Consider the following 22,381-nt stretch of genomic DNA (forward strand, 5'->3'; position numbering starts at 1 on the left):
TTTCCGCTCTTTTTTATCAGTTTCGCAGGGATGATACTGCACGCCACTCGCGGAGACAACCAGGCCATCCGGTCGCCTGCTCGCTCCTCACCTGAACGTCCGCGCACCGCGCGGAACGCACCTTTCCTAAGGATACGCCTGATATGAAAGAGATTGCTTTACCCCTCCACCCGGCGCCGGCGCGCGTCTGGATAGCCCTCGTTGCGCTCGGGATCTGCGCCTTTTCGATCGTCACCAGCGAACTGGCGCCGGTGGGCATGCTCAGCGCCCTGGCGGCGGATTTTCACCAGACGGAATCCGGCATGGGCCTCGCCGTCACCGCCTATGGCTGGGTGGGCGCCCTGGCGGCTCTGCTTTCCGGCGCGATGCCGGCGCGTATTTCCCGCAAGGCGCTGCTGGTCGGGCTGATGCTGATCCTGGCGCTTTCCTGCCTCGCCGCAACCCGGTCTTATTCGATGTTCGCCCTGATGAGCGCCCGCATGATTGGCGCCCTGGCGCATGGCGCCTTCTGGGCCTTAATTGGCATCGTCGCCGCGCAGCTGGTGCCGCCGCACCGGCTGGGGCTGGCCACGGCGATCATTTTTGGCGGCGTGTCGGCGGCAAGCGTAGTGGGGGTACCCCTGGCGAGCTTTATCGCCACCCTGGCGGGGTGGCGACACGCGTTTATGGCGATGGCCTTGCTGTCACTGGCCGCCGCTGCGGCGCTGTGCTCAACGCTGCCCCCGCTGGCCGCCCCTGCCTCCGTCAGGCTGCGTGTTTATCGCGATATTTTCCGCAATCCGCTGCTCGGTGGCCTGTATGGCGCCACGGCCTGCATCATTACCGCTCACTTTGCCGCCTTCACCTACATTGAACCGCTGCTGATAAATCTGCAGGGAGTCCCGGCGACCGCCCTCTCCGGCCTGCTGCTACTGTCAGGAGTTTCCGGGCTGCTGGGTAACGTTATCGCCGGTAAGCTTATCGATCGTCATCTGAAGGGGCTGATTTTCGCTGCGCTGCTGCTGAGCGGGGGCGCGCTGGCGATCCTTGGCGCCGCCCGTCTTGCGCCACTGCCGTTCTGTTTTAGCGGGCTACTGTTAGCCCTGTGGGGCGCCGGCATCGCGATTGTGTTTGTCGGCTTACAGACCTGGCTGCTGCGCAGCGCGGGCGCGGTCGCCCAGCCGGCGTCAGCCATTTACGTGGCCATTTTTAATGCCGCCATCGGCACCGGGGCGCTTGTCGGCGGCCAGCTGATCGCCTCAGCTGGCCTGTCGGGAATGGTGTGGCTGGCGGCGGGGATCATGGTGGGCAGTACGCTGCTGATCGCCCTGCTGAAAGCGCCCTCGGCCCGCTAAAGGCTGCCCTGTAAAACCGCGTTTTCACGGTCCAGAGTGAAGACTTGCCACACGATGCGGGTCGCGCTCAAGGTAAAAATAGCCGTCGCCAGCGTATTTTCCTCATCCGGATCGTCGGGAGACAGCCGGTAAATCGGTAACAGCGGATCCTGCTGGTCGGAGAGCATCGCTTTCGCTGTCACGCCATCCAGCGGCGGGTTCGTCGCCAGCCACGCGTCCAGGCGCCGCTGGCGCGAACCGGAGCTCCCGGTCACGATCTGTTCAATGACCGCAAGCTGGGGATGGATCAGATGGTTGGCATGCCCGCCGGTGGCGGACAACTCGAGCACCGAGCTGCCGGAGCCAGTGGCTTCCACGCTAAACAGACGGCTATCGCCCATCTGGCCCAGGGTGTGGTGAAACGCGCCCGCGCGCGGCGTGGCGCTCAGCAGAGTGACGGCTTCCTCTAAGGTGGCGGCGTTCAGCGATGCGCGGGCCACAATCTGGCGCGGCATTCCATCCGGACGATGCACGGCGCGAATATTGTTGACCGTATTGACTATCCCCTTCTCATTCACCGCGAAGGTATGCCCGCACAGGGAGCCAGGATAGGCAAAGCTGGTGAAGGCGAGGCCCACCTCCGGGGTTACGCTGACGATGGCGCACTCTTCACGCAGCTGCGGGAAGCCGTCTTCATTGTGCGCAATGATCAACGCCCCCTCCGGGCTTCTCCCCGCCAGGGTGGTGCAGCCATCTGACGTCGAACGTACCAGATCGCCGCGACAGTTCCAGGCGAACACCTCATCCACCGGCGCCTGCAGCCCCTCCGCCATGCCCTCCAGCTCCTGCCAAATCAGCGGGAACTGCGCCTGCACGGCTGCGCGCATGCGCTGGGTCTGTTCCGCCGTTTTCAGGGCGGTTACGGTTTGCCACAGCGCCGTTTGCCTGATTTTAGTCTGCCAGGCCTCACGACCAAACGCGCCAAGCTGCTGACCGACCGCATAGGCGGAACCACGGATTGCGATTGTTTTCATATTGTCATCATTCACTTATGTTCAGGATACGTGTTGCAAAAACTCTTGCAGTCGCGGATTGCTGCTGGCCGTGAGCAGCGCCTCAGGAGAACCATCTTCGGCGATAGTGCCGCCATCAATAAAGATCAACCGGGAAGCCACCTCTCTGGCAAAGCCAATCTCATGGGTCACAATCACCATCGTCATGCCCTCTTCGGCCAGGGATCGCATGACCTTTAACACCTCATGCCGCAGTTCGGGATCGAGGGCGGATGTTGGCTCATCAAATAACATCATTTTGGGTTTCACCGCCAGGGCGCGCGCTATCGCCACGCGCTGCTGCTGACCGCCCGAGAGCTCTGCCGGATAGTGGTTGGCGCGTTCACGCAGCCCCACGCGGTCCAGCAACGCCAGCGCCTGCTCCCGCGCTGCGGCCTTGCTCTGCTTGCGCACGCGAAGCGGACCGAACATAACATTCTCAAGGGCGGTCAGATGCGGGAATAAATGAAACTGTTGAAACACCATACCGGCTTCGCGGCGAATATCACACTCATTCGCGTGCGGATCCGTAATGTGCATGCCCGCCACCAGCAGCGTTCCCGAAGAGATCGCCTCCAGCTTGTTAATGCAGCGCAGCAGGGTCGATTTTCCCGAACCGGAAGGGCCAATGATCACCACTACCTCGCCCGCTTCAATCTTTAAATTGATATCGTGCAGCACCTGAGTGGCGCCGAAGTTTTTCGCCACCGCGCTAAATTCAACCATGCTCATAAAATATGGATCCTTTTCTCAAGTTGTTTCAGCAGGAAGCTCAGGCACAATGTCAAAAACAGATAAATCATCGCCACCGCCGTCCACACCTCCAGCGCCCGAAAATTGCCGGCAATAATCTCTTGTCCCTGACGGGTTAATTCTGCCACGCCAATGACAATAAACAGCGAGGTATCTTTTATACTGATAATCCACTGATTGCCTAATGCCGGGATCATCCGCCGAAAAGCCAGCGGCATAATGACATGCCACAGGGTGCTGCGCGGCGATAATCCCATCGCCAGGCTGGCTTCTTTAAATCCTTTATTAATCGACAGAATCGCCCCCCGGGTGATCTCCGCTATATAAGCCCCGGAGTTAATCACAATGGTGATAATGGCGGCGGGAACCGGGTCAATACGTACTGGCAACACCATCGGCAGGGCGAAGTAGATAAACATCACCTGTACCATAATTGGCGTCCCGCGGATGACTTCCACAAACACCAGCGATACCGTTTTGGATATTGTTCCGCCTAATGCGCGGCAGGTCCCGGCCAGCAAGCCAATGATTAATCCACCTAACAAGCCTGATAACGAAATAATCAGCGTCAGCTGCAAACCTTGCATCAGCAGCGGCAATGCATCCCAAATATAGCGACTGTCAAAATTCATGCTTCTACCCGTAAAGAAAATATGAGGTCGGATCGCTCCGACCTGGCAGGGTTATTTCGGCTGTTTAGCAAACCACTTTACGTAAATCTTGTCGTAGGTGCCATCGGCGCGCAGGGCCTGCAGGGCCTGGTTGACTTTTGGCGTCAGGCTGCTGTTTTTCTGCATCGCAAAGCCATACTGCTGTGGCAGAATGCTGTCCGTCTCACCGGTGGATTTGACCTTGCCGTTACCCGCCGTCTTCACGTAGTAAAGGACATTCGGTGAATCATGAACCACGGCATCGAGATTACCGGCCTGCAGGTCAAGGTAGGCGTTATCGATATTCGGGAACTCGATATAATTCGCTTTATATTTGCTTTTCATAAAGCCGGCTGCCGCTGTCCCCTGCTTAAGGCCGACTTTTTTCCCGGTCAAATCGCTGAATTTAACAATGGAGTTGTCGGTACTTTTCACGGCCATGAGCAGGTCGGCATTATAATATCCTTCGCTGAAGTCCACGACCTGCTTGCGCGCATCGGTAATCGTTATTCCCGCCATCGCCACATCCAGATTACGCGACTGCAGACCGGGGATCAGGCCGCCGAAATCCATTGGCCTTAATTCGTAGCTGATATGCATTTTCTTCGCAATCGCGTCCCACAGATCGATATCAAAGCCGACATATTTATCGCCTTGTTTAAATTCAAATGGAACAAAGGCAGTATCGACACCCACCGTTATTTTATCTTCTGCTGCTGTCACAAAACTGGCTGAACAAATAACTAATGCCAGCGTCAGCTTTAATTTCTTAAATAATCCACTCATAATTACCCTCAGCGTCAGTGAAATAGCCTACAACGAACGTCATCCTGCGAAATATCTCGCCGGAAGAATTAATAATAAGAGCTGATATACCGGGCGCAGTTTTATGCGCCCGAATTAAATCGATAACTTATTCAGAAAACAGAGAGTCAGAGGTATCCGGTACTGGCGTTTGCGCGCTGTTCATCACCATGGAGAGAAAACTGTAATAACCGTTTATTCCAATCAGGTCCACCACGCCCTTCTCGCCCCATAACTCAATGGCTTGTTGCCAGGTCTCATCGCTGACCTTTTGCTGTTGATGCAGCTGCTGACAGAAGTCATAGATCGCCTGCTCATCGGGCCGCAGATCCGCGGGCCGGCGCCTTTCCTTAATCGCCTGCACCGCCGCGGCAGAGATCCCTTTCTCGCGGGCTATCGGCGCATGGATCGCCCACTCTACCGGCTGCGACCAGTGCCGCGCGGTCAGCAAAATCGCCAGTTCAGAAAGACGCTGGCCCAGCGCGCTGCGATAGCGCAGGTACTCCCCCATACGCTGGGCATGGGCCATCAGCTCGGGACTACGCAACAGCGGCTCAAAAGGCGGCAGTAAGGCGCCGCGCGGTCCGTTGATGATCTCTTCCGCTAACTGACGCTGCCGATCGTCCCATTCCTGTTCCGCCAGGGGCGGTAAACGATTGATCATAATTTCCCCGTCTCTTCGCGGATCACGCTGTTCAGGGTATCGACCACAAAATCGAGCTGCGCCGGGGTGATGATAAACGGCGGTGCAATCAGGATGTGGTCGCCAGACTGGCCATCGATCGTGCCGCCCATGGGATAGACCATCAGTCCGCGCGCCATACAGTTTGCTTTGATCGCGGCGTGCAGCTTCAGGGCAGGATCGAATGGCGTTTTGTCGTCTTTATCGCGCACCAGTTCGACCCCCGCAAACAGGCCGCGTCCGCGCGTATCACCGACATGCGGTAACTCCCCCAGCACCTCGCGCAGCGCCTTGTGCAGATAGGCGCCCTGCTGTTTGACGGCGTCCAGTAAATTATCGCGCGCGATCACCTGCTGCACCGCCAGGGCTGCCGACGCGGCGGTGGCATGACAAATGTAAGTGTGACCGTGCTGGAACAACCCGCTGCCCGCCTTCAGCGCGGAGACGATGGTCTCACTCGCCAGTACCGCCCCAATCGGCTGATAGCCTCCGCCGAGTCCCTTGGCGATGGTCACTAAATCGGGCACCACGTCGTCCTGTTCAAACGCATGCAGCGTCCCGGTCCGCCCCATACCGCACATCACCTCATCCGCGATGTACAGGATGCCGTATTTGTCGCACAGGCGGCGGACCCCTTGCAGATAGCCCGGCGTCGGCGGCGTGGCTCCCGTCGTCGCTCCCACCACGGTTTCCGCACAGAAACCGATGATCGTTTCCGGGCCGGCCTCAAGGATGGCTTGCTCCAGCTCATTGAGCAGACGTTCGGTATACTGTTGCTGGGTCTCGTCAGCCCGGCGATCGCGGTACTCATTGCAGGCGGAGACGCGGATAACATCCATTAATAAGGGGGCAAACTGGCGACGGCGCCATTCGTTCCCCCCCACCGCCAGCGCGCCCAGCGTATTGCCATGATAGCTCTGTTTACGGGCGATAAAGCGGGTGCGCGATGGCTGGCCGATCTCCACAAAGTACTGCCGCGCCATCTTCAGCGCCGTCTCTACCGCCTCAGAACCGCCCGAGACAAAGTAGGCGTAGTTAAGCTCGCCGGGCGCCGTGCGGGTGAGATGTTCGGCAAGCTGCTCGACGGCATCGCTGGTGAAAAAGCTGGTATGCGCATAGGCCAGCCGATCGATCTGGCGGTGCATCGCCGCCAGCACATCAGGATGCGCGTGTCCGAGGCAGGAAACCGCCGCCCCGCCACAGGCATCAAGATACGGTTTTCCCTGGGCATCAAAGATATAGGCCCCTTGCGCACGTGAGGCCACCATCGGCGTGCTATGCAGGCTGCGGTGAATGACATGACTCATACTGGGTTCTGCTCCTGAATCCGCTACATTAATTGAGCGTATCTTGCAGGATCCATTTGGATCACGTCAACGAATTAAAGATATAAATGCATCCATTATACTTATAACTGATACATTTGAATCATTTATCAGGACTTACCGGGGATCACGTAGGCGCCAGACTCAATGAGATAGCGTTCGGCACTTTCAATTTTACTCACCGCCTCCCGGCCGTGGCGCACCACCAGCATCGCCAGCAGACACTCCGCCAGCCCCATGCCGGAGACCACGGAAGGGAAAAATGACGGACTGTCGATGGAGAACAGCAGCGTGCAGTCTGCCGCCTGCGCTAAGGGGGAAACCGGCGAGTCGGTAATGGCGAGGATCTTCGCCCCGGCCTGCCGGGCTGCCCGTAAAACATCCAGTGATTCGCGTGAATAGGGCGCAAAGCTGGTGAGTAAGACGCAGTCCCGGTTGGTCAGTTCGCGGGTAAAGACTTCGATATTGCTGGCCAGGCCATCGATTAACGATACCTGGCGGTTGAACAGTCGATAGACATAGAACAGCGACCACGCGATCGGAAAGCTGGCGCGGAATCCGCAGATATAGACATTCTCCGCGCTGTCGAGCAAGGTCACAGCCTGCTCCATCTGCTGGGCATTTTCGTTTTGCGTAAAGGTCAGGTTCGCCTGATGCGCCTGAAATACCTCTTTATACAGCTGCGTTTGCGTGCCGCGGGCCATCATTTTTTCCGCTTTTGATACGTATGTATCATTGCGCAGCCCCAGGTCGTCAATGAAATCGCTTTTCAGCTCGCTCCAGCCGCGGTAACCCAGCCGCTGCGCCAGACGCAGCAGCGTCGCCGGTTTTACCCCGGCTTCCGCCGCGAAGGCGCGCATGGATAACACCACCAGCTGACTGGCATTTTGCAGTGAGAACTCGGCGGCGCGTTGCAGCTCGGGCGACAACCCGCCGAATTCATTAATGATTTTTTCCCTGAGATTCATGGCAGCCACTGACTGGTTTTAAGTGAAAGCTATCTAATCATATTTGAGATCAAGACTCTATAGGTGGCTAACGACCCCGCGGGTCACATCCGTTCCCACTTCTCATTGCTGGCGTGCTTTACTTCAAATATGGCACAAGAGGAATGTCACTGGCGGGTGGGAAAAGGTATGCTCTTATCAGGGGGCGTTGCACATCAAAGCCCTGTTCACTGCTGGAAATCTCACCATGGCACGCAACCGCACTTTTTCTCTCAATCTCCGTTGGCGAGCGCTGCTCAAAGACGCAGGGATGGAGCCTGAACATCTTCTCCGCCAGGCCGGTTTGCCGGACGACACCTTTTCAGACATCAATCGCGGTCTGACTACCGATGAGTATCTGCGTTTCTGGCGCGTGCTGGAAAAAGAAAGCGACGATCAGGCCTTTCCTTTGCCCTTTGTAGAAAGGGTCTCTGCGGAAGTGTTTGATCCCCCGCTGTTCGCCGCCTTGTGTAGTACCCACATGATGCAGGCGGTCCAGCGGCTGGCCAGGTATAAACTGCTTATTGCCCCCATGGTGCTGGAGACGACGGTCGTGCAGAACGGCACGCTGACAGTGTCTCCGCGCTGGCTGGGAGCAACAGAAATCCCTGCCTCTCTGGAAGTGGCAGAGCTGGCATTTTTACTTCGTCTGAACCGACTGGCCACCCGCGAACCGGTTCAGGCCGTGAAAGTAACGCTCTCACAGCCCCTCACCCGCCAGCAGACCCACCACTTTTCGGCCTTCTTCGGCACGACCATACAGCGTGGAAAGCGGGCGACCATCAGCTTTGCCGCCGCTGATGCCCTGCGGCCCTTTTTGACGGTGAACGAGGGTATGTGGCAGGTCTTTGAGCCGGAGTTGAAGCGTCGTCTCAGCCAGCTTAGCGATCAGGCCTCAACGGCTGAACGTGTTCATGCAGTCCTGCTGGAGCTTCTGCCGGGCAACGACGCCTCTATCGACAATACGGCGCAACGTCTGGGAATGAGCAAACGCACCCTGCAGCGCAGGCTGGAGCAGGAGGGAGAGAATTATCGCGCCCTTGTTCACGCTTGTCGCGAAGCGCTGGCTCGCCACTATCTTCTCAATACCACGCTTTCCGGCTATGAAATCGCCTTTCTGCTCGGTTTTGAAGATCCAAATTCCTTCTACCGGGCTTTTATGGCGTGGACCGGCCAGACGCCAGAAAACCTCAGAGACATGATGCGCCTCAACTAAGCGCGCGTCATGGCGCGCTTTGCCAGTATTGTGGCGCACCGTGCCAGCGACACCGCGCCTGACAGCAGGCACACTCAGCGCAGTCTACTTGCCGAGGTGCTTATGTTTATTCAGGAAAATAAAACCGCGCTGGTCACCGGCGCATCGTCAGGGATGGGGAAAGCCATTGCCCGTCGTCTTATCCAGGAGGGTTACCAGGTTTACGTTGCTGCCCGGCAGCTCGGGAAAATGGAAGATCTGGCTTCGCTAGGGGCCCAATGCCTGCAGATGGATCTCTCACGGCAGGACGATCGGCTGGCGGTCGTGAACACCATTCTGTCTCAGACCGGAGGGGTCGATGTACTGGTCAATAATGCCGGTTTTGGCCTGTATGGCCCGGTCGAAGAGATCGGCATCGATGAGGCTCGCTACCAGTTTGAGGTCAATCTCTTCGGCGCGGCACATCTCACGCAACTACTGCTTCCCGCGATGCGCGCCCGCCGTCGCGGATATATTGTCAATATCTCTTCCATGGGCGGGAAGATGTATAGCGTCCTCGGCGCATGGTACCACGCCACCAAACATGCACTTGAGGGGTGGTCAGACTGCCTGCGGCTGGAAGTTGCCGACTTCGGCATCAAGGTGGTTATCATCGAACCTGGAGTGATTGAAACCGGCTTCGGCGATGCGGCCAGTGAAAGTATTGTCAAACGTTCGGCCACAGGACCGTATGGTCAGTTGGTAAAAGGGGTCGCCCTGTCGATCCAAAAAACGTACGGCCATGGCACCGGCAGCGACCCGCAGACGATCGCCGAGGTGGTCCTGGTCGCGGTGAATGCCTCAAATCCACGCCCCCGTTATGCCGTCGGTAAGTATGCCAAATTGCTTATCCGGATGCGTGTCTGGCTGGGTGACCGTCTTTTCGATCGTATTATCCTCAGCCAGATGCGCTGAGGTCATGTTCTGCTCACTTTCGCCTCGCGCTGGAGGGGGATGACTCTTCCAGCCAGTCGATAAAAAACGCCATAAACGCCGATACTTGAGGGGGCTGCAGCTTTCGCTGGGGAAAGACAAACTGCAGCCCAACCTCCTTGCGGTCTAACCGGCTGAAACCGGTGAAGCGGTCGGCAAACAGCACCTGAAGCCGCCCCTCCTCGACATCCCTCTTCACATCCCACCATGATTTACCGGCGATCCCCGCCCCGCTGAGCGCCCACTGCCGCAGCAGTGCCCCATCGTCGCAGACCATCGCCGGCGTCACCCGGATGACCTGCTCTTTTCCCGCCTCCTCAAAGCGCCACTCGTTCATCACCACGCCGTGCCGCTCCAGCGCCAGGCAGCGATGATGATGCAGCGCCTCGGGCGAAGCAGGCGTTCCACGGGCGGCAAGGTAAGCCGTCGAGGCCACCAGCACCCGATGGTTAGGACGAATGTGGCGGATGGCCAGGCTACTGTCCGGCAGGTTACCGACGCGAATGCTCATATCCAGCCGGTTGGCGACCAGATCCTCCACGCGCTCGCCTAAGTAGACGGAAAAGGTCACTTCCGGGTGACGGCTGGTAAAGTCGACGATGGCCGGGCTAAGGTATTGTCGGCCAAAGTCGGAGGGGGCAGAAAGGCGAATATCGCCGCTCAGGACCCCCTCTTTTTGCGTCAGCAACGACTCGGCGTGGCGCGCCTCCTCCAGCACGCGCCGCGCGGCATGATAAAAATCTTCCCCCGCGTTGGTCAGGGTGATAGCCCGCGTGGAACGATGGAACAGGCGGGTCTGATAACGCTCTTCCATCGCCTTCAGACGTGCAGTCATGGTGGCCGGCGAGAGCGACAACCGTCTGCCGGCGGCGGAGAGTCCCCCCGCCTCGGCGACGGCCACCAGCAGCGCCATATCTTCCAGTTTGCCCATTTTTCGCATTTCCCGAAAAGTGAATCTGTTTTTCGTCTAATTATCAAAATCAGATCCCGACTGTAAAGTGATTTCCATTCCACTCGCAAGGGACATCATTATGAATACGCTCTCACTTTTTGATCGTCATCGCATCGGTACGCTGCCGCTGAAAAACCGCATCGTCATGGCCCCCATGACCCGGGCGCGCGCCCTGCAGCCGGGAAATATCCCCTCCGCGCTGATGGCGGAGTATTACCGCCAGCGCGCCAGCGCCGGATTGATCGTCACGGAAGCGACGCAAATCTCTCCTGAAGGACAGGGGTACTCCTGGACGCCCGGCCTGCATTCCGCAGACCAGATTGCCGGCTGGCAGTTGACGACCCGGGCCGTACACCAGGCCGGCGGCGTTATTTTTTCTCAGCTCTGGCACGTGGGACGCATGTCGCACGCCCGTTTTCATGCGGATGGTCAACCCGTGGCCCCCTCGGCGCTGGCGCCGGACGCCCAGGTCTGGGTGGTGGATGAGCAGGGCCGGGGGCAGATGGTGGACTGCCCACCGCCGCGGGCGCTCTCCCGGTCGGATATCCAGCGTATTGTCGCCGATTACCGCCAGGCGGCGCGCAATGCGATCGCGGCGGGGTTTGACGGCGTGGAGGTGCACGGCGGCAATGGCTATCTGATCGACCAGTTCCTGCGGCGTACCGCCAACCAGCGCACCGATGAGTACGGCGGTAGCCTGAACAACCGGATCCGTTTTGCCCAGGAGGTGCTGACCGCCATCGGCGACGCTATCGGCCGAGAGCGGACGGGCATCCGCCTTTCCCCCTTCATTACCCAGCGCGGGATGAATGACCCGCAGGTGATCGACGCCATCCTTGCCCTGGCGGCCTGGTGCGAACAGCAGGGTATCGCCTTTATCCACCTGGCGGAGGCGGACTGGGACGATGCCCCAGCCGTTCCCCTGCACTTCCGCGACACGCTGCGCGCAACCTTCAGCGGCACGCTGATCGTGGCCGGGAATTACGATCAGCAGAAGGCGGAGCGCATTCTTGGCGCCGGTCTCGCCGACCTGGTGGCTTTCGGCCGGCCGTTTATTGCCAATCCCGACCTGCCGCAGCGGCTTCAGCACCGCTGGCCGCTGGCGACCGTCAGCGATCCCGGCACGCTGTTTGGCGGAACGGCGGCGGGCTATACCGACTATCCCTTCTATACGGAGCATAAAGAGTGAAATTGATCGACAAAATGTTACCTGCTGGGCGTGGTGTCGCTGTTGCCCGCACGCTGGCCAGGCGCGGCCTCACGCGCCGTCGCTGCGCCACCGCGCTGCTGCTTGCCGGAATGTCCGGCTCCGCGTTTTCAGCCCCGCAGGATCTGCTGAAGCCAGCCCAGCTCATCGTTGATAGCAGCCTTCCCGCTGCCACACGCGCCGCCAATGAATATGTCGCCAGGCAATACGCCACGTTCTGGAATACCGGCGATGACGCGCTGGCCAGGGCGGCGCTGGCGGGGAATTTTATCGATAAAACGCCCCCGGAAGGGCGCCAACAGGGGCCGGAAGGAGCGATCCTCGCCTCCAGAGCATTTCGCCAGGCGGTGCCGGATTTACGCTGTGATGTCGAACAAATGATCGTGGCCGGTGACCGGGTGGTCTCACACTTACATTTTCATGGCCACTTTACCGGGACCTTCGGCACCCGGCAGGGTAAAGGACAAAATATCGATTTTATCGCCACCGATATCTATCAGATCAGCGGCGGTAAAATTGCCGCCAACTGGCATATTGAAGATAACCTGACGCTGATGAAACAGCTGGGCACGCAATAAGCTGCTCCCGGACGGTGCGTCAACGCTCGCCAAAACCACGAGCCGCCCCGGTCTCCGCCAGGGCGGCTCGCCTGGCGACAGACTGTGCTTAGATTTGCGCCATTCCACCGTCGACATAGATCTCTGCGGCGTTAATAAAGCTCGACTCATCCGACGCTAAAAACACCACCGTCCGACCAATCTCCTCCGGCTCGCCCAGCCGTCCGAGCGGTACGCTGGCGGCCAGAGCATCGAACAGGCCCTGACGGTCCGCCTCCGCCACCAGCCCGCCCAGACCCGGGGTACGCACCGGACCCGGGCTGACGACATTGATGCGGATCCCGCGATCGTTCACCTCCAGCGCCCAGGAGCGCGCCAGGCTGCGTACCGCAGCTTTACTCGCGCTATAGATGCTGAAGTTAGCCGTCCCTTTGACCGCCGCCGTAGAGCCGGTCAAAATCACCGAGGCGCCGTCGGTGAGCAGCGGCAGCGCTTTCTGCACGGTGAACACCACCCCGCGCACGTTGGTGGCGAAAATCCGCTCGACGTGCGCTTCGGTGATGGCGCTCAGCGGCAGCATATCCCCGCCGCCAGCATTGGCGAACAGCACATCCAGGCGGCCGGACTCGTCGGCAATGGTCGCAAATACCGCGTCAAGGTCGCTTAACACGGCGGCGTCGGCGCGGATCCCGCGGGCGGCGGGCCCGATGAATCTTACCGCCGCATCCAGCTCCTCCTGTCGGCGGCCGGTGATATACACCTTCGCGCCCTGCTCCGCCAGCGCTTTCGCCGACGCCAGGCCAATCCCGGTGCTGCCGCCGGTCACTAACGCCACTTTATCCGCAAGTTTTTTGCTCATGGTGCATTTCCTTGGTTAGAGTATAAACAGGCCAGGCTCGCGAAAGCGTCCCGCCGGGTATGGAAAGCACTGTAATCGCCTCACAGAGGCGGAAAAATGGCCTAATCTGAAAAACACTTTTCCCCTCCGTGGATAATGACGTCCAATAACCAGGATCACGCCCATAATGGACCGGTTTTCAGCCCTCAAAGCCTTCACCCGCGTTGTCGAAGCCGGCAGCTTTACCCGCGCCGCGGACTCGCTGGATATGCCCAACGCCACCCTCAGCAAAACCATCAAGCAACTGGAAGCGCACCTGGGGGTTTCCCTCCTGCAGCGCACCACCCGGCGTATTACCGTAACGCCGGAAGGACGGGAGTACTATGAAAAAGCTCGCTGCCTGCTGGAAGACCTGGAAGAGATCGACGCCTCCTTCAATACCGCCCACAATAAGCCGAAGGGCCATCTGCGGATCGCCATCGGCGGGTCGACCGCGCGCGATGTGCTGATCCCGCTGCTGGCGGACTTTATGACCTCCTGGCCGGATATCCGTATTGATTTGCAGGTGGCCGATAAACCCGCGGACCTCATCAGCGGCAATATTGACTGCGCCATCCGCGGCGGGCCGATGGAAGACTCGACGCTGATCGCCCGTAAAATCGGCGAGGCGACGCTGGTTACCTGCGCCACCCCGGGCTATCTTCAGCGCTGCGGCACGCCCGCCTCGCCGGATGAACTCCATCATGGTCACCAGCTCATCAGCTATCTGTCGCCGGCCAGCGGCAGAGCGTTTCCGTTTCGCTTTACGCGTCACGGCGTCAGTACCGAGCTCAAGACAGAGCCCCATCTCGGCATCAATGAGAGCAACGCGCATATTGCCGCCGTCGAGGCGGGCTTAGGCATTGTGCAGACCTTTACCTATTCGCTAAGACCGGCGCTGGCAAGCGGCAAACTGGTGGAGATCCTCGCCGCCTGGCGCCCGGCCCCCTATCCTTTTCACGTCGTCTATGCCCGGCACCGGCACGTCCCGCCCCGGCTCCGCGTCTTTATTGACTGGCTGGCGGCAGTTTTTCCGGACGCGGTGCAGGGATAAAGCGCGTTATCTGACGCGGAGCAGGTCGCCGTATCGCGTGGTGTAGCGCGGCGATAGCATCTCTCGCTTCATCTGCCACTGCTGCTGGATCCCCTGGCCGGCAAAATAGAGCACCCCCCTGCCGTTTTTCGCATTCAGCTGGTCGAGCACCTGCATCAGCCTGGCGCTGTTCTGCCGCGGGGCAAGCTCGTCGAACAGGTTCAGCTGGGCGACGCCCTGGCTGTAGAAATCGCCGAGCATCACCCCGGCCTTCTGATAGCGGTGCCCCGCTTTCCAGATGCCGTCCAGGCAGCTTGTCGCCGCGGCGATAATATCCCGGGAATCCTGCGTCGGCGTCAGCAGCTTCAGCGAGGCGCTGTTGCCGTAATAGGGTTCATTCAGCGCGAAGGGGCTGGTTTTGACAAAGGCGGAGACGAACCGGCAGTACTGATGCTCACCGCGCAGCTTTTCTGCTGCCCGCGGGCGAAGGCCGGGAAACACCATCGCTTTCAATGATAGGTGTTGTAACTACTCTTCTTCATCGCTGTAAGGGGTGCTGCCGTGAGTTCAGGGGGTACACGCTCATAAGCGCCTGAACGGCGCTAACGCGGAGATATTCCCCGACTGCGTACAGAAGCGTCTGAGACGTTTTGAGCGGGTATGGCTTTCCAGGGAGGGGGTGGATAAGGCTGAATCTATCAAAATGGTAGCCGGCTACACCGGGTCCCGGCGGACTGAGTTCTGAGCCTTGTTTTCATCCAGTGTCCGCCTTTTATGCCGCCTGACAGCATACTCCGGTAATAATAATTTTTATTCAAAAATAAAATTTTAATGGATATTTAATTACAAATCGTTACATTAGATTTCATAACAATTCAAAAAACGGAGTTTTTGATGTTGTATATGCCCTCTCCCAGGTACGGGCTTCTGCTGACGGGGCTGATATCAGCAGGTCTCCCGGCAGCACCACTGAGTCCAGCTGACCAGAATATTGTTGAGCAGAAACAGAAGGCATTGCTGGAACAGACGCAACAGCAGCGCGACATGCTCCGCTATACCACACCTGCCCCCTCACTCCCGAAAGCCGCCTCTCCTGAAGCAACCGGACCGTGTCTTGAACTCCGGCATATCCGACTGGAAAATGTCACGGTGCTCCCGCGCTCTGCACAGCGAAAACTAACGGCAATTCCGGCAGAGGGGTGTATGACCCTTAAGAATATCCAGCTGCGGGTGCGGGATGTCACTCAGGACTATCTTTCCCGGGGATTCATCACTTCACGAGCATGGCTGCCAGAACAGGATATTTCCGGAGGGAGCCTGGTCATTGCCGTGACGGAAGGGCGGGTGGAGACCGTTACTCTGGATGGTCATCAGGAAAAGGCTCTGAAAATGGCTTTCCCTCAGGCTGAAGGGCAAGTACTGAATCTCCGTGATATCGAACAGGGGCTGGAACAACTGAACCGTATGAGCTCACGTGCTCTGACCGTCGATATTTTGCCGGGAAGCCGTGAAGGTTTTTCCCGGGTTGCATTGGTGCCGGCCAGTCAGCGTTTTCCCGTCAGTCTGGATGTGAGCGCAGATAACAGCGGGCAGAAAAGCACCGGTAGTGGGCAGATGAATGCCCACCTGACGGCAGACAATCCGCTGGGGCTGGCAGACCAATGGACACTGGCAGCTGGAAGGGATAGTGAGTTTCACCATGACAGACGTAGCCGTAATATGCAGGGGAGCGTTTCGATTCCTTATGGATACTGGTTGTTCAGCGCGCAGTATGGCTGGTCTGATTTTTATCAGACACTTTCTCTCGGTGAATCTCCGCTGCGCTGGCGGTATAAAGGTACCGTACAGTCACACCGATTGGGTGCCAGTCGTACATTACTGCGTGACGGCAAACAACGTCTTGTGTTCGATATTGCCCTGTCCCGTAGGGAAACCGAAAACCGATTGGGCGGTGTACGCCTTGACGTCAGCAGCCCGACTCTGAGCAGCGTGACCGCCGGGCTGAGCTATAGCAGGAGTATCGGCGGCGGTTATCTGACTTTCGGTCCTTCCATTTCTCAAGGTCTCTCTCTCGCCGGAGCAACACGGGATGATCCTGCTCACCCCGACCTGCCGCGCAGTGAATTCCGGCGTTTCAGTGCCAGCACAAGCTGGTTTTACCCGCTGACCAGCTCTACCTACTGGCTTACCTCGGCATACGGACAGACTACGCCGGACAACCTCTATGCCAGTGAGCGTCTGTCAGTCGGGGGGCAATATTCGGTGAGAGGTTTTAAAGAGCAGTATCTCTCCGGAAACCGGGGTGGATACTGGCGAAATGAGCTGACCGGCCAGTTGCTGACGCTTCCTGTTACAGGAGGAAGACTGTCAGCGACTGGTGCGGTAGACATTGGACATGTCATTAGCCAGAGAGGAATAACAGAAGGTGGCACGCTTACTGGAGCCTCATTTGGCTTTGAATTGTCAAACGCATGGCTGTCCCAGTCACTAGCGGTGGGTGTCCCGTTGTCCTGGCCGGGTTCCATTCGTCCGGATAAACACGTGGTTTACTGGCAGGCCACGGTTTCTCTTTAACTGCCGGCACACAGCAGGGCTTTTGCTGCCCCATAATACAGGATGTTCAGATATGGAAAAACTAACTCATCCGCTGGCTCGTGGGGCCAGCTGGTTGTTGATATACCTCACAGCCGTTCAGCCTTTACATCCTGCTGTTGCGGCAGGTATCAGCGCCGCTAATGGTAACACCCAGGTCGTAGTTAAAACCGGAAATGTACCGGTTGTGAACATTGCTACACCCAACGCAGCAGGTATATCGCATAACGCCTACCAGGATTTTAATGTTGGAACACAAGGCGCCGTATTAAATAACGCCACCCAGGGCGGAAAAACCCAGCTTGGCGTCACCATTGACAACGGTAACGCCAGATTAAAAGGCAAACCGGCCGAACTTATCATCAACGAGGTAACCAGCGGTAATCGTTCGGAGTTAAAAGGTAAACTGGAAGTTTTTGGCAATAAAGCTGGCGTAATGATAGCCAACCCGAACGGTATCATCTGTAACGGATGCGGGTTTATCAATACGCCTTCGGTTACCCTGACCACCGGCAAGCCGCAGTTTGATAAACAAGGGGCTCTGGATGCATTAGCCGTTAAGAAAGGCTCGGTGATTATCGGCAGCAACGGCTTTGACGGAAACAGCGCGGAGTATGTTGATATTATCAGCCGGGCAACTGAGCTGAACGGTAAAATTAACGCTAAAATGCTTACGCTAACCCAGGGGGCAAACAGAGTCAGCTTCAAGGATGGCTCGGTAAAACCCATTGCTGGCGAGGGAGCAAAGCCTCAGCTTGCTGTCGATACTAAGGCGTTGGGCGGGATGTATGCCGGAAAAATCCGCCTGGTTGCCACTGAGAACGGTGTCGGGGTCAACCTGAATAGTATTACCTCTACTCAGCGGGATATTTCCCTGACGACCGCCGGAAAAATAACCCTCAGCAACGTTAAAGCGCAAACAGACCTCAATGTCAGCGGGCAGGAGATCGTCACACCTGCGGGCAGCAGCGTGCGTGCGGAGCGTGATATGACACTGGCGGCCACCACCGTGGACAACCGCAGCAATACCACCGCCCACGGGGATATGCGGGTTTTTGCCTCCACGGTGCGTAACACCGGCGAGCGGGCGGCGCTGCACAGCAACAACAATCTGTGGATACAGAAGGATGCCCAGGGCAACAAAGCGACTCTGGTGGAGAACCGCTCTGCCAGGATCCAAACCAATAGCGGCGACCTGGTGATACGAACCAATAAACTCAGCAATGTGCGCGATGTTTTAACCATAGTGACTCAGTCTGAAGCAGTAGATAATGAAGGCATGAGAATTTATGGCGTGCTTTTTAATGCGCATAAAAATGGTGATATAAAAAACCGACAAGACCTTTATCAGGAGGATTATGCGAAGCGAGAAAAATGGATGTTGCCTTGCGATTCGGTTGAAGAATGCACATACGTCACCCGCAATATCGATCGATGGATACCAGATGAACGTACTCGTACCTTTGTTAAAATGAGTACGCCTGAGGCAATTATTGACTCAGGTAAAAACAGCTTCATTAATGCTGATTTGTTACTGAGCGATGCCAGTATCCTTAAAGCCAAGGGTGACATCATCCTGACGGGGAAAACGTTTGTTTCCAGAAGCCATCCTGTAGGGATCAAAGAACGATTCAATAAATTCATTCCGGATACTGAAGCCTATAAGCAATATGATAAGCTGGGCTGGCCATATCCTCCGATGAGCTATCTTGATAGTAGTGAAAAAGGATATAGCTGGAGCCCGCAAAGTCATTTAGCCAGTAAAGTCATTGCTGGCGGAAATTTTGTGGCTGACTTTTCTGATCGTATCGAAAGTAATGAACCCTATGATACCAGTGTGCAGCATTCCGGAGTGATGTCACGCCCGGATACCATTACGGCGAAAAACATTTTCTTACATGCAGGACAAATTATCACCACCGATGTGATGAAAGCCGCCGGAGATATCACCCTTCAGTCAGAAAAAGGTATAAAGATCGCACTGGCACTATTAACGGCCGGGAAGGATCTTTCTGTAGTGGCGGGTGGAATGGTGGAGTCCTGGCAAAGTGAGCTTAAGGGTCAGAATATCACTCTCGTCAGCCGCAATGGCGACGTGAATTCGCATACTAGTGAACAACCAAACTATTTCCATGCAGATGGTGTGCGTTGGCTAGGGAGTATTGAAGCCAGTCGTGATCTGTCAATTTCTGCGGGTGGGAATATTCTGCTGAGAAATACGCGCCTTCCGGTTCAGAGTCAGAATATTTCTCTGGTTGCGAATGGTGATATCACCCTGGATAAAAATGAAGCGATGCTGGGCCATGAACAGCCAGGCGTCCTCCTGACCCAGGTCCGCAAACAGGAACTGTTTAACCGGATGCTGCCCGGAGAGCCGCTGCGTGCTTCCGGGGATATTACGCTCAGCGGCAAGCATCTGAACCTCAATGGCGCAAATCTTGATGCCGGGGGCAATATCAGTCTTACATCAGCCGCAAATACGGACCTGAATATGCGGAGTTTTAGCGACCGTTACAGCGTCTTTTTCCCGGCCAACCGGATACCCGAGTTACGCAGCCATCTGAAAGCCGGAGGTAACCTGCTGATCAGTTCAGCGGCGGATATCGGCCTGCAGGGAGCAGATATTTCGGCCGGGAAAACGGCGACCCTCCAGGCAGGGAGACTTATCTGGCTGGGAGCCTACGGCTATGGTGTGACGGACAGCGGCAATGACAACAACCGGGATGAGTTGAATGTCCCGACCCGTCTTCAGGGTGTGAAGTACATCACTCTGGCGTCAAACGGCGGTATTCAGGCTAACGGCAGTACCCTGACATCGGATGGTAATATCACACTAACCTCCGGCGGAAATATGCAATTTCAGTCCGCACGGGGAACCGTTTATCGTGAATCGGGTAACAGCTGGACGGAAACCGTCAGCCAGACCGGAGTAACGCTGAATGCGGGCGGTGCCCTGACGGTGATTTCTGGCGGCAGTATCCTGTTCCAGGCATCGCGCCTGCTGGCGAAAGGCGCGATGGACGTGGCGGCGAAAGGCGGCTGGCTGTATGCCCAGGCGATGGAAGAGTTCAGCCATTACGAACGTGAAACCACGAAGCGAAAATGGTGGGGACAGAAAACCACCGTTAAACAGACGAAGCACACGACCACCAACCGGGTGACCGAGTTTACTGCCGGGGGCAACCTCAGCCTGCTGAGCCGGGATGACAGCTCGTATGAAGCCAGTAAAATCGAGGCGGGGAAAAATGCGACGCTGACCAGCACCAACGGGAAAGTTAATTTCCTGGCGGTGAAGAATACGACCTTCGAGCAGACCGTCAGCACCTCGAAAGGCTTTTATATTAAACAGGCAAATAAGGGCTACAGCGAAGGGAAATGGGTCCTGCCTTCCGTTTACGCCGGCGGTATGCTGACGGTGGATGCGGCAGGCGGTATCAGTGCTGATGTTAAAACCAAAAATGGTCAGGCGCTGCAGGGAGCCATTACCGCACTCGGCGTTCAGCCGGGTACCGAATGGCTAAAAGGGTTAAACACCCGCAATGATGTACAGTGGAACGTGGTCAAGGATGCCTACGACAGCTGGAACTATAAAAGCCAGAGCCTGAATCCGGCCGTTGCCGCGGTGATTGCGATAGCGGCGGCTGCAGTGACTGCCGGAACGGGGCTCGCAGCTTTGGCTGGAAGCGGCGCGATTACGGCAACCGGCGTCACAGGCGCAACGGCTTCCGCTGCAGTGTATGGCTCAGCCTATGCAGGTATGACATCCTTGGTTTCCCAGGCTGCCGTCGCGCTGGTTGAAAACCAGGGTAATCTTTCAAAAACCCTGTCGGCACTGGGACGCAGCAGTTCGGTCAAATCGCTGGCCACCTCCATGGCTATAGGCGGGGCGCTGGCCGGATTCGATGAGGTGATGAACGTCAGTGTGTCGCCGGACAAGGCGCGTCTGCCGGCTCTGACAAAGGATGAGGGGTGGAGCAAGGTTGTCCAGCGTGTGGCCGGGCAGTCGGTTATCAGCTCCAGCCTGAACACCGGCATCAATGGCGGCAGCTTTAAGGACAATCTGGTCAATGCGCTGTTATCAAATATTGGTAATCAGGTTCAGGCCGAAGGCGCAGGGCTGATTGGGGACAACGGTGAAGTGTTAGGCGTGGCCGGAAAATCGGTCAGCCATGCGGTCCTTGCTGGCATCAGCGCGGAAATCGGACGAGGTGATGGTAAAGGCGCGGCCTCCGGCGCACTGGCAGCGGAACTGGCCGGGATCATCATGCAAAGCTCGTTGTTCGAACCCGCAAATCTAAATGAACAAGAGCGCCAGTTGCGGCGTCTGCAGGAAGCGCTAAACGGTAATGAGGCAAAAGAGCAGACGGCCCGTGTTATTGGCGCGCTGACCGGGGCGCTGACCACACATACGCCCGAAAGTGCGTATAGCGGAGCAGACAGCGCGCAAAATGTTTACCGTTACAATATGACGGAGCATATGCTACAACAATATGCTCTGGATAATCAGCGGGATATTCTTGCGGCAGATAAAGGGGACAAGGAAGCAGCCAAACGCGTTCAGGCCCGGCGGGAAGCGGCGATTATCGTGGCTGCTGCCAGCGGTGGAGGTATGGCGCTGACCGCAGGTGGCATGACTCTGGTTGGTGCGGCACCCGAGCTGGTTCTGGCAGCAAGACTGGTTATCGCCGGTTGTAAAACAAATCCTGCGCTCTGCCTGAATCAGGCGGGTATTTATGCGGCAGATATTGTGGCACCAGAGGCCATCATTGGTACAGGCGCTGTAACGACCGGCAGCACATTGATTCTGGGTAAAACCGAAGACAGCTTGAAGAAGCTTTCACAGCAGTTGGTGAAGGCCTACGATGAACTGAATATAACAAAAACACTAAATATTCAGCCTGTTGCTGGTTTTATTAAAGGCGAAACGGCTGCAGGTACCGGTTTGTCAACGAAAACGGCAGATTATGTCAAAAGCTTGCAAAAAGATAACACCGCCAAACTGGTAATTATTTTTAACAAACAAAACCCTAACGCTGAATTAAACGTTTTTGGGAGGCCTTTACAACAAGTTTTGGGGCCTGGAGGGAGTGATACCAGAGGTAAAACTAAAGTTTTTGCTTCAGAAACATTAACTGAAGATGAAATTATTAGCTTTGCTACATCTCTGACAGGTGGCATCCCATTTAAAGAGCAGATTCTTCCAAGCGGTAGGCTGATGTATGCAAAAATAAATGATAATCAAACAATCAATTTACGAAATTTTTCAGCTTCAGCAGAGGACACTGGGGCAAGGTGGACAATTGATATCATTGGGAATTCCGATATTAAAGCTGCCTCCAAAACCTCATTAAACAGATTTGAAGTTAAATTTAGGTAGGAGACGAGATAACGTGATGTATTTAACCGAAAAAAAATACCAAGAAAGGAAAGA

General features: G+C 56.8%; 17 protein-coding genes and 1 pseudogene. 8 read left to right on the forward strand and 10 right to left on the reverse strand.

Annotation, left to right across the window (positions count from 1 at the left end; genetic code table 11):
• Positions 1-143: 143 nt before the first annotated feature.
• Positions 144-1,334 carry an MFS transporter gene (locus tag ABLV04_RS23670; protein ID WP_147733757.1) on the forward strand — a complete coding sequence of 397 codons (1,191 nt, stop codon included), beginning with the start codon at positions 144-146 and terminating at the stop codon, positions 1,332-1,334.
• Here ABLV04_RS23670 and ABLV04_RS23675 read toward each other — a convergent pair.
• The 7 genes from ABLV04_RS23675 to ABLV04_RS23705 all read right to left on the reverse strand — a co-directional run bounded on the left by ABLV04_RS23675 (position 1,331) and on the right by ABLV04_RS23705 (position 7,547).
• Entirely contained in the window at positions 1,331-2,347 is a 1,017-nt protein-coding gene (locus tag ABLV04_RS23675) for a C45 family peptidase (protein ID WP_147733756.1), read from the reverse strand. The two genes, ABLV04_RS23670 and ABLV04_RS23675, sit on opposite strands and share 4 nt — an antisense overlap.
• Before the next feature lie 21 nt (positions 2,348-2,368).
• Positions 2,369-3,091 carry a glutamine ABC transporter ATP-binding protein GlnQ gene (gene glnQ, locus ABLV04_RS23680; RefSeq protein ID WP_032429131.1) on the reverse strand — a complete coding sequence of 241 codons (723 nt, stop codon included), beginning with the start codon at positions 3,089-3,091 and terminating at the stop codon, positions 2,369-2,371.
• Between the two features lie 2 nt (positions 3,092-3,093).
• A complete protein-coding gene (gene glnP / locus ABLV04_RS23685) occupies positions 3,094-3,750 on the reverse strand; it encodes a glutamine ABC transporter permease GlnP (RefSeq protein ID WP_023289264.1) in 657 nt (218 codons plus the stop codon).
• Positions 3,751-3,801: 51 nt separating this feature from the next.
• Positions 3,802-4,554, reverse strand: a complete 753-nt coding sequence (gene glnH, locus ABLV04_RS23690; RefSeq protein ID WP_180265719.1) for a glutamine ABC transporter substrate-binding protein GlnH — start codon at positions 4,552-4,554, stop codon at positions 3,802-3,804.
• A gap of 127 nt (positions 4,555-4,681) precedes the next feature.
• Positions 4,682-5,236 (reverse strand): 4-carboxymuconolactone decarboxylase, encoded by a 555-nt coding sequence (locus ABLV04_RS23695; protein WP_023289262.1) that lies wholly within the window; start codon positions 5,234-5,236, stop codon positions 4,682-4,684.
• Positions 5,233-6,561, reverse strand: a complete 1,329-nt coding sequence (locus tag ABLV04_RS23700) for an aspartate aminotransferase family protein (protein ID WP_072422043.1) — start codon at positions 6,559-6,561, stop codon at positions 5,233-5,235. Before ABLV04_RS23700 ends, ABLV04_RS23695 begins: the two co-directional genes overlap by 4 nt.
• 128 nt (positions 6,562-6,689) lie before the next feature.
• Positions 6,690-7,547, reverse strand: coding sequence for a MurR/RpiR family transcriptional regulator (locus tag ABLV04_RS23705; RefSeq protein WP_032454898.1), 858 nt, complete (start codon positions 7,545-7,547; stop codon positions 6,690-6,692).
• A gap of 226 nt (positions 7,548-7,773) precedes the next feature.
• Here ABLV04_RS23705 and ABLV04_RS23710 point away from each other — a divergent pair, with 226 nt between their 5' ends.
• Both ABLV04_RS23710 and ABLV04_RS23715 read left to right on the forward strand, forming a co-directional pair.
• The gene (locus ABLV04_RS23710; protein ID WP_087827931.1) at positions 7,774-8,781 is read left to right on the forward strand and encodes an AraC family transcriptional regulator; all 1,008 of its coding nucleotides are present in this window, start codon (positions 7,774-7,776) and stop codon (positions 8,779-8,781) included.
• 102 nt (positions 8,782-8,883) lie between these two features.
• Complete coding sequence (locus ABLV04_RS23715) at positions 8,884-9,714, forward strand: oxidoreductase (protein ID WP_044522348.1); 831 nt, start codon at positions 8,884-8,886, stop codon at positions 9,712-9,714.
• Between the two features lie 13 nt (positions 9,715-9,727).
• Here ABLV04_RS23715 and ABLV04_RS23720 read toward each other — a convergent pair whose 3' ends face one another.
• A complete protein-coding gene (locus tag ABLV04_RS23720; RefSeq protein WP_348816252.1) occupies positions 9,728-10,663 on the reverse strand; it encodes a LysR family transcriptional regulator in 936 nt (311 codons plus the stop codon).
• 100 nt (positions 10,664-10,763) lie between these two features.
• Between ABLV04_RS23720 and ABLV04_RS23725 the strand changes: the two genes are divergently transcribed.
• Positions 10,764-11,873: an alkene reductase gene (locus ABLV04_RS23725; RefSeq protein ID WP_104466982.1), complete on the forward strand. Its 1,110-nt coding sequence runs from the start codon at positions 10,764-10,766 to the stop codon at positions 11,871-11,873.
• A complete protein-coding gene (locus tag ABLV04_RS23730) occupies positions 11,870-12,469 on the forward strand; it encodes an ester cyclase (protein WP_180265721.1) in 600 nt (199 codons plus the stop codon). The genes ABLV04_RS23725 and ABLV04_RS23730 overlap by 4 nt, the downstream gene beginning before the upstream one ends.
• 88 nt (positions 12,470-12,557) lie before the next feature.
• Here ABLV04_RS23730 and ABLV04_RS23735 read toward each other — a convergent pair whose 3' ends face one another.
• A complete protein-coding gene (locus ABLV04_RS23735; RefSeq protein ID WP_012542112.1) occupies positions 12,558-13,307 on the reverse strand; it encodes an SDR family oxidoreductase in 750 nt (249 codons plus the stop codon).
• 166 nt (positions 13,308-13,473) lie between these two features.
• On the opposite strand from ABLV04_RS23735, the gene ABLV04_RS23740 reads away from it, so the two are divergent.
• Complete coding sequence (locus ABLV04_RS23740) at positions 13,474-14,379, forward strand: LysR family transcriptional regulator (RefSeq protein WP_048297297.1); 906 nt, start codon at positions 13,474-13,476, stop codon at positions 14,377-14,379.
• A gap of 6 nt (positions 14,380-14,385) precedes the next feature.
• On the opposite strand, the pseudogene ABLV04_RS23745 reads toward ABLV04_RS23740, so the two are convergent.
• A pseudogene (locus ABLV04_RS23745) lies at positions 14,386-14,838 on the reverse strand (DUF4113 domain-containing protein); the annotation flags it as partial.
• 414 nt (positions 14,839-15,252) lie between these two features.
• Between ABLV04_RS23745 and ABLV04_RS23750 the strand changes: the two are divergent.
• The gene (locus ABLV04_RS23750) at positions 15,253-16,932 is read left to right on the forward strand and encodes a ShlB/FhaC/HecB family hemolysin secretion/activation protein (protein ID WP_147733753.1); all 1,680 of its coding nucleotides are present in this window, start codon (positions 15,253-15,255) and stop codon (positions 16,930-16,932) included.
• Positions 16,933-16,984: 52 nt separating this feature from the next.
• On the forward strand, positions 16,985-22,327 hold the full coding sequence (locus ABLV04_RS23755; protein ID WP_180265722.1) for a DUF637 domain-containing protein: 5,343 nt from the start codon (positions 16,985-16,987) through the stop codon (positions 22,325-22,327).
• Positions 22,328-22,381 lie beyond the last annotated feature (54 nt).

The organism is Klebsiella sp. JN_Kp127 (assembly GCF_040062505.1).
Lineage (GTDB): Bacteria > Pseudomonadota > Gammaproteobacteria > Enterobacterales > Enterobacteriaceae > Klebsiella > Klebsiella quasipneumoniae.

Bases quoted from the DNA above. Each gene is read 5' to 3' on its own strand.
- ABLV04_RS23670 (WP_147733757.1), top strand. From the start codon at position 144: ATGAAAGAGATTGCTTTACCCCTCCACCCGGCGCCGGCGCGCGTCTGG.
- ABLV04_RS23675 (WP_147733756.1), bottom strand. From the start codon at position 2,347: ATGAAAACAATCGCAATCCGTGGTTCCGCCTATGCGGTCGGTCAGCAG.
- glnQ (WP_032429131.1), bottom strand. From the start codon at position 3,091: ATGGTTGAATTTAGCGCGGTGGCGAAAAACTTCGGCGCCACTCAGGTG.
- glnP (WP_023289264.1), bottom strand. From the start codon at position 3,750: ATGAATTTTGACAGTCGCTATATTTGGGATGCATTGCCGCTGCTGATG.
- glnH (WP_180265719.1), bottom strand. From the start codon at position 4,554: ATGAGTGGATTATTTAAGAAATTAAAGCTGACGCTGGCATTAGTTATT.
- ABLV04_RS23695 (WP_023289262.1), bottom strand. From the start codon at position 5,236: ATGATCAATCGTTTACCGCCCCTGGCGGAACAGGAATGGGACGATCGG.
- ABLV04_RS23700 (WP_072422043.1), bottom strand. From the start codon at position 6,561: ATGAGTCATGTCATTCACCGCAGCCTGCATAGCACGCCGATGGTGGCC.
- ABLV04_RS23705 (WP_032454898.1), bottom strand. From the start codon at position 7,547: ATGAATCTCAGGGAAAAAATCATTAATGAATTCGGCGGGTTGTCGCCC.
- ABLV04_RS23710 (WP_087827931.1), top strand. From the start codon at position 7,774: ATGGCACGCAACCGCACTTTTTCTCTCAATCTCCGTTGGCGAGCGCTG.
- ABLV04_RS23715 (WP_044522348.1), top strand. From the start codon at position 8,884: ATGTTTATTCAGGAAAATAAAACCGCGCTGGTCACCGGCGCATCGTCA.
- ABLV04_RS23720 (WP_348816252.1), bottom strand. From the start codon at position 10,663: ATGGGCAAACTGGAAGATATGGCGCTGCTGGTGGCCGTCGCCGAGGCG.
- ABLV04_RS23725 (WP_104466982.1), top strand. From the start codon at position 10,764: ATGAATACGCTCTCACTTTTTGATCGTCATCGCATCGGTACGCTGCCG.
- ABLV04_RS23735 (WP_012542112.1), bottom strand. From the start codon at position 13,307: ATGAGCAAAAAACTTGCGGATAAAGTGGCGTTAGTGACCGGCGGCAGC.
- ABLV04_RS23740 (WP_048297297.1), top strand. From the start codon at position 13,474: ATGGACCGGTTTTCAGCCCTCAAAGCCTTCACCCGCGTTGTCGAAGCC.
- ABLV04_RS23750 (WP_147733753.1), top strand. From the start codon at position 15,253: ATGTTGTATATGCCCTCTCCCAGGTACGGGCTTCTGCTGACGGGGCTG.
- ABLV04_RS23755 (WP_180265722.1), top strand. From the start codon at position 16,985: ATGGAAAAACTAACTCATCCGCTGGCTCGTGGGGCCAGCTGGTTGTTG.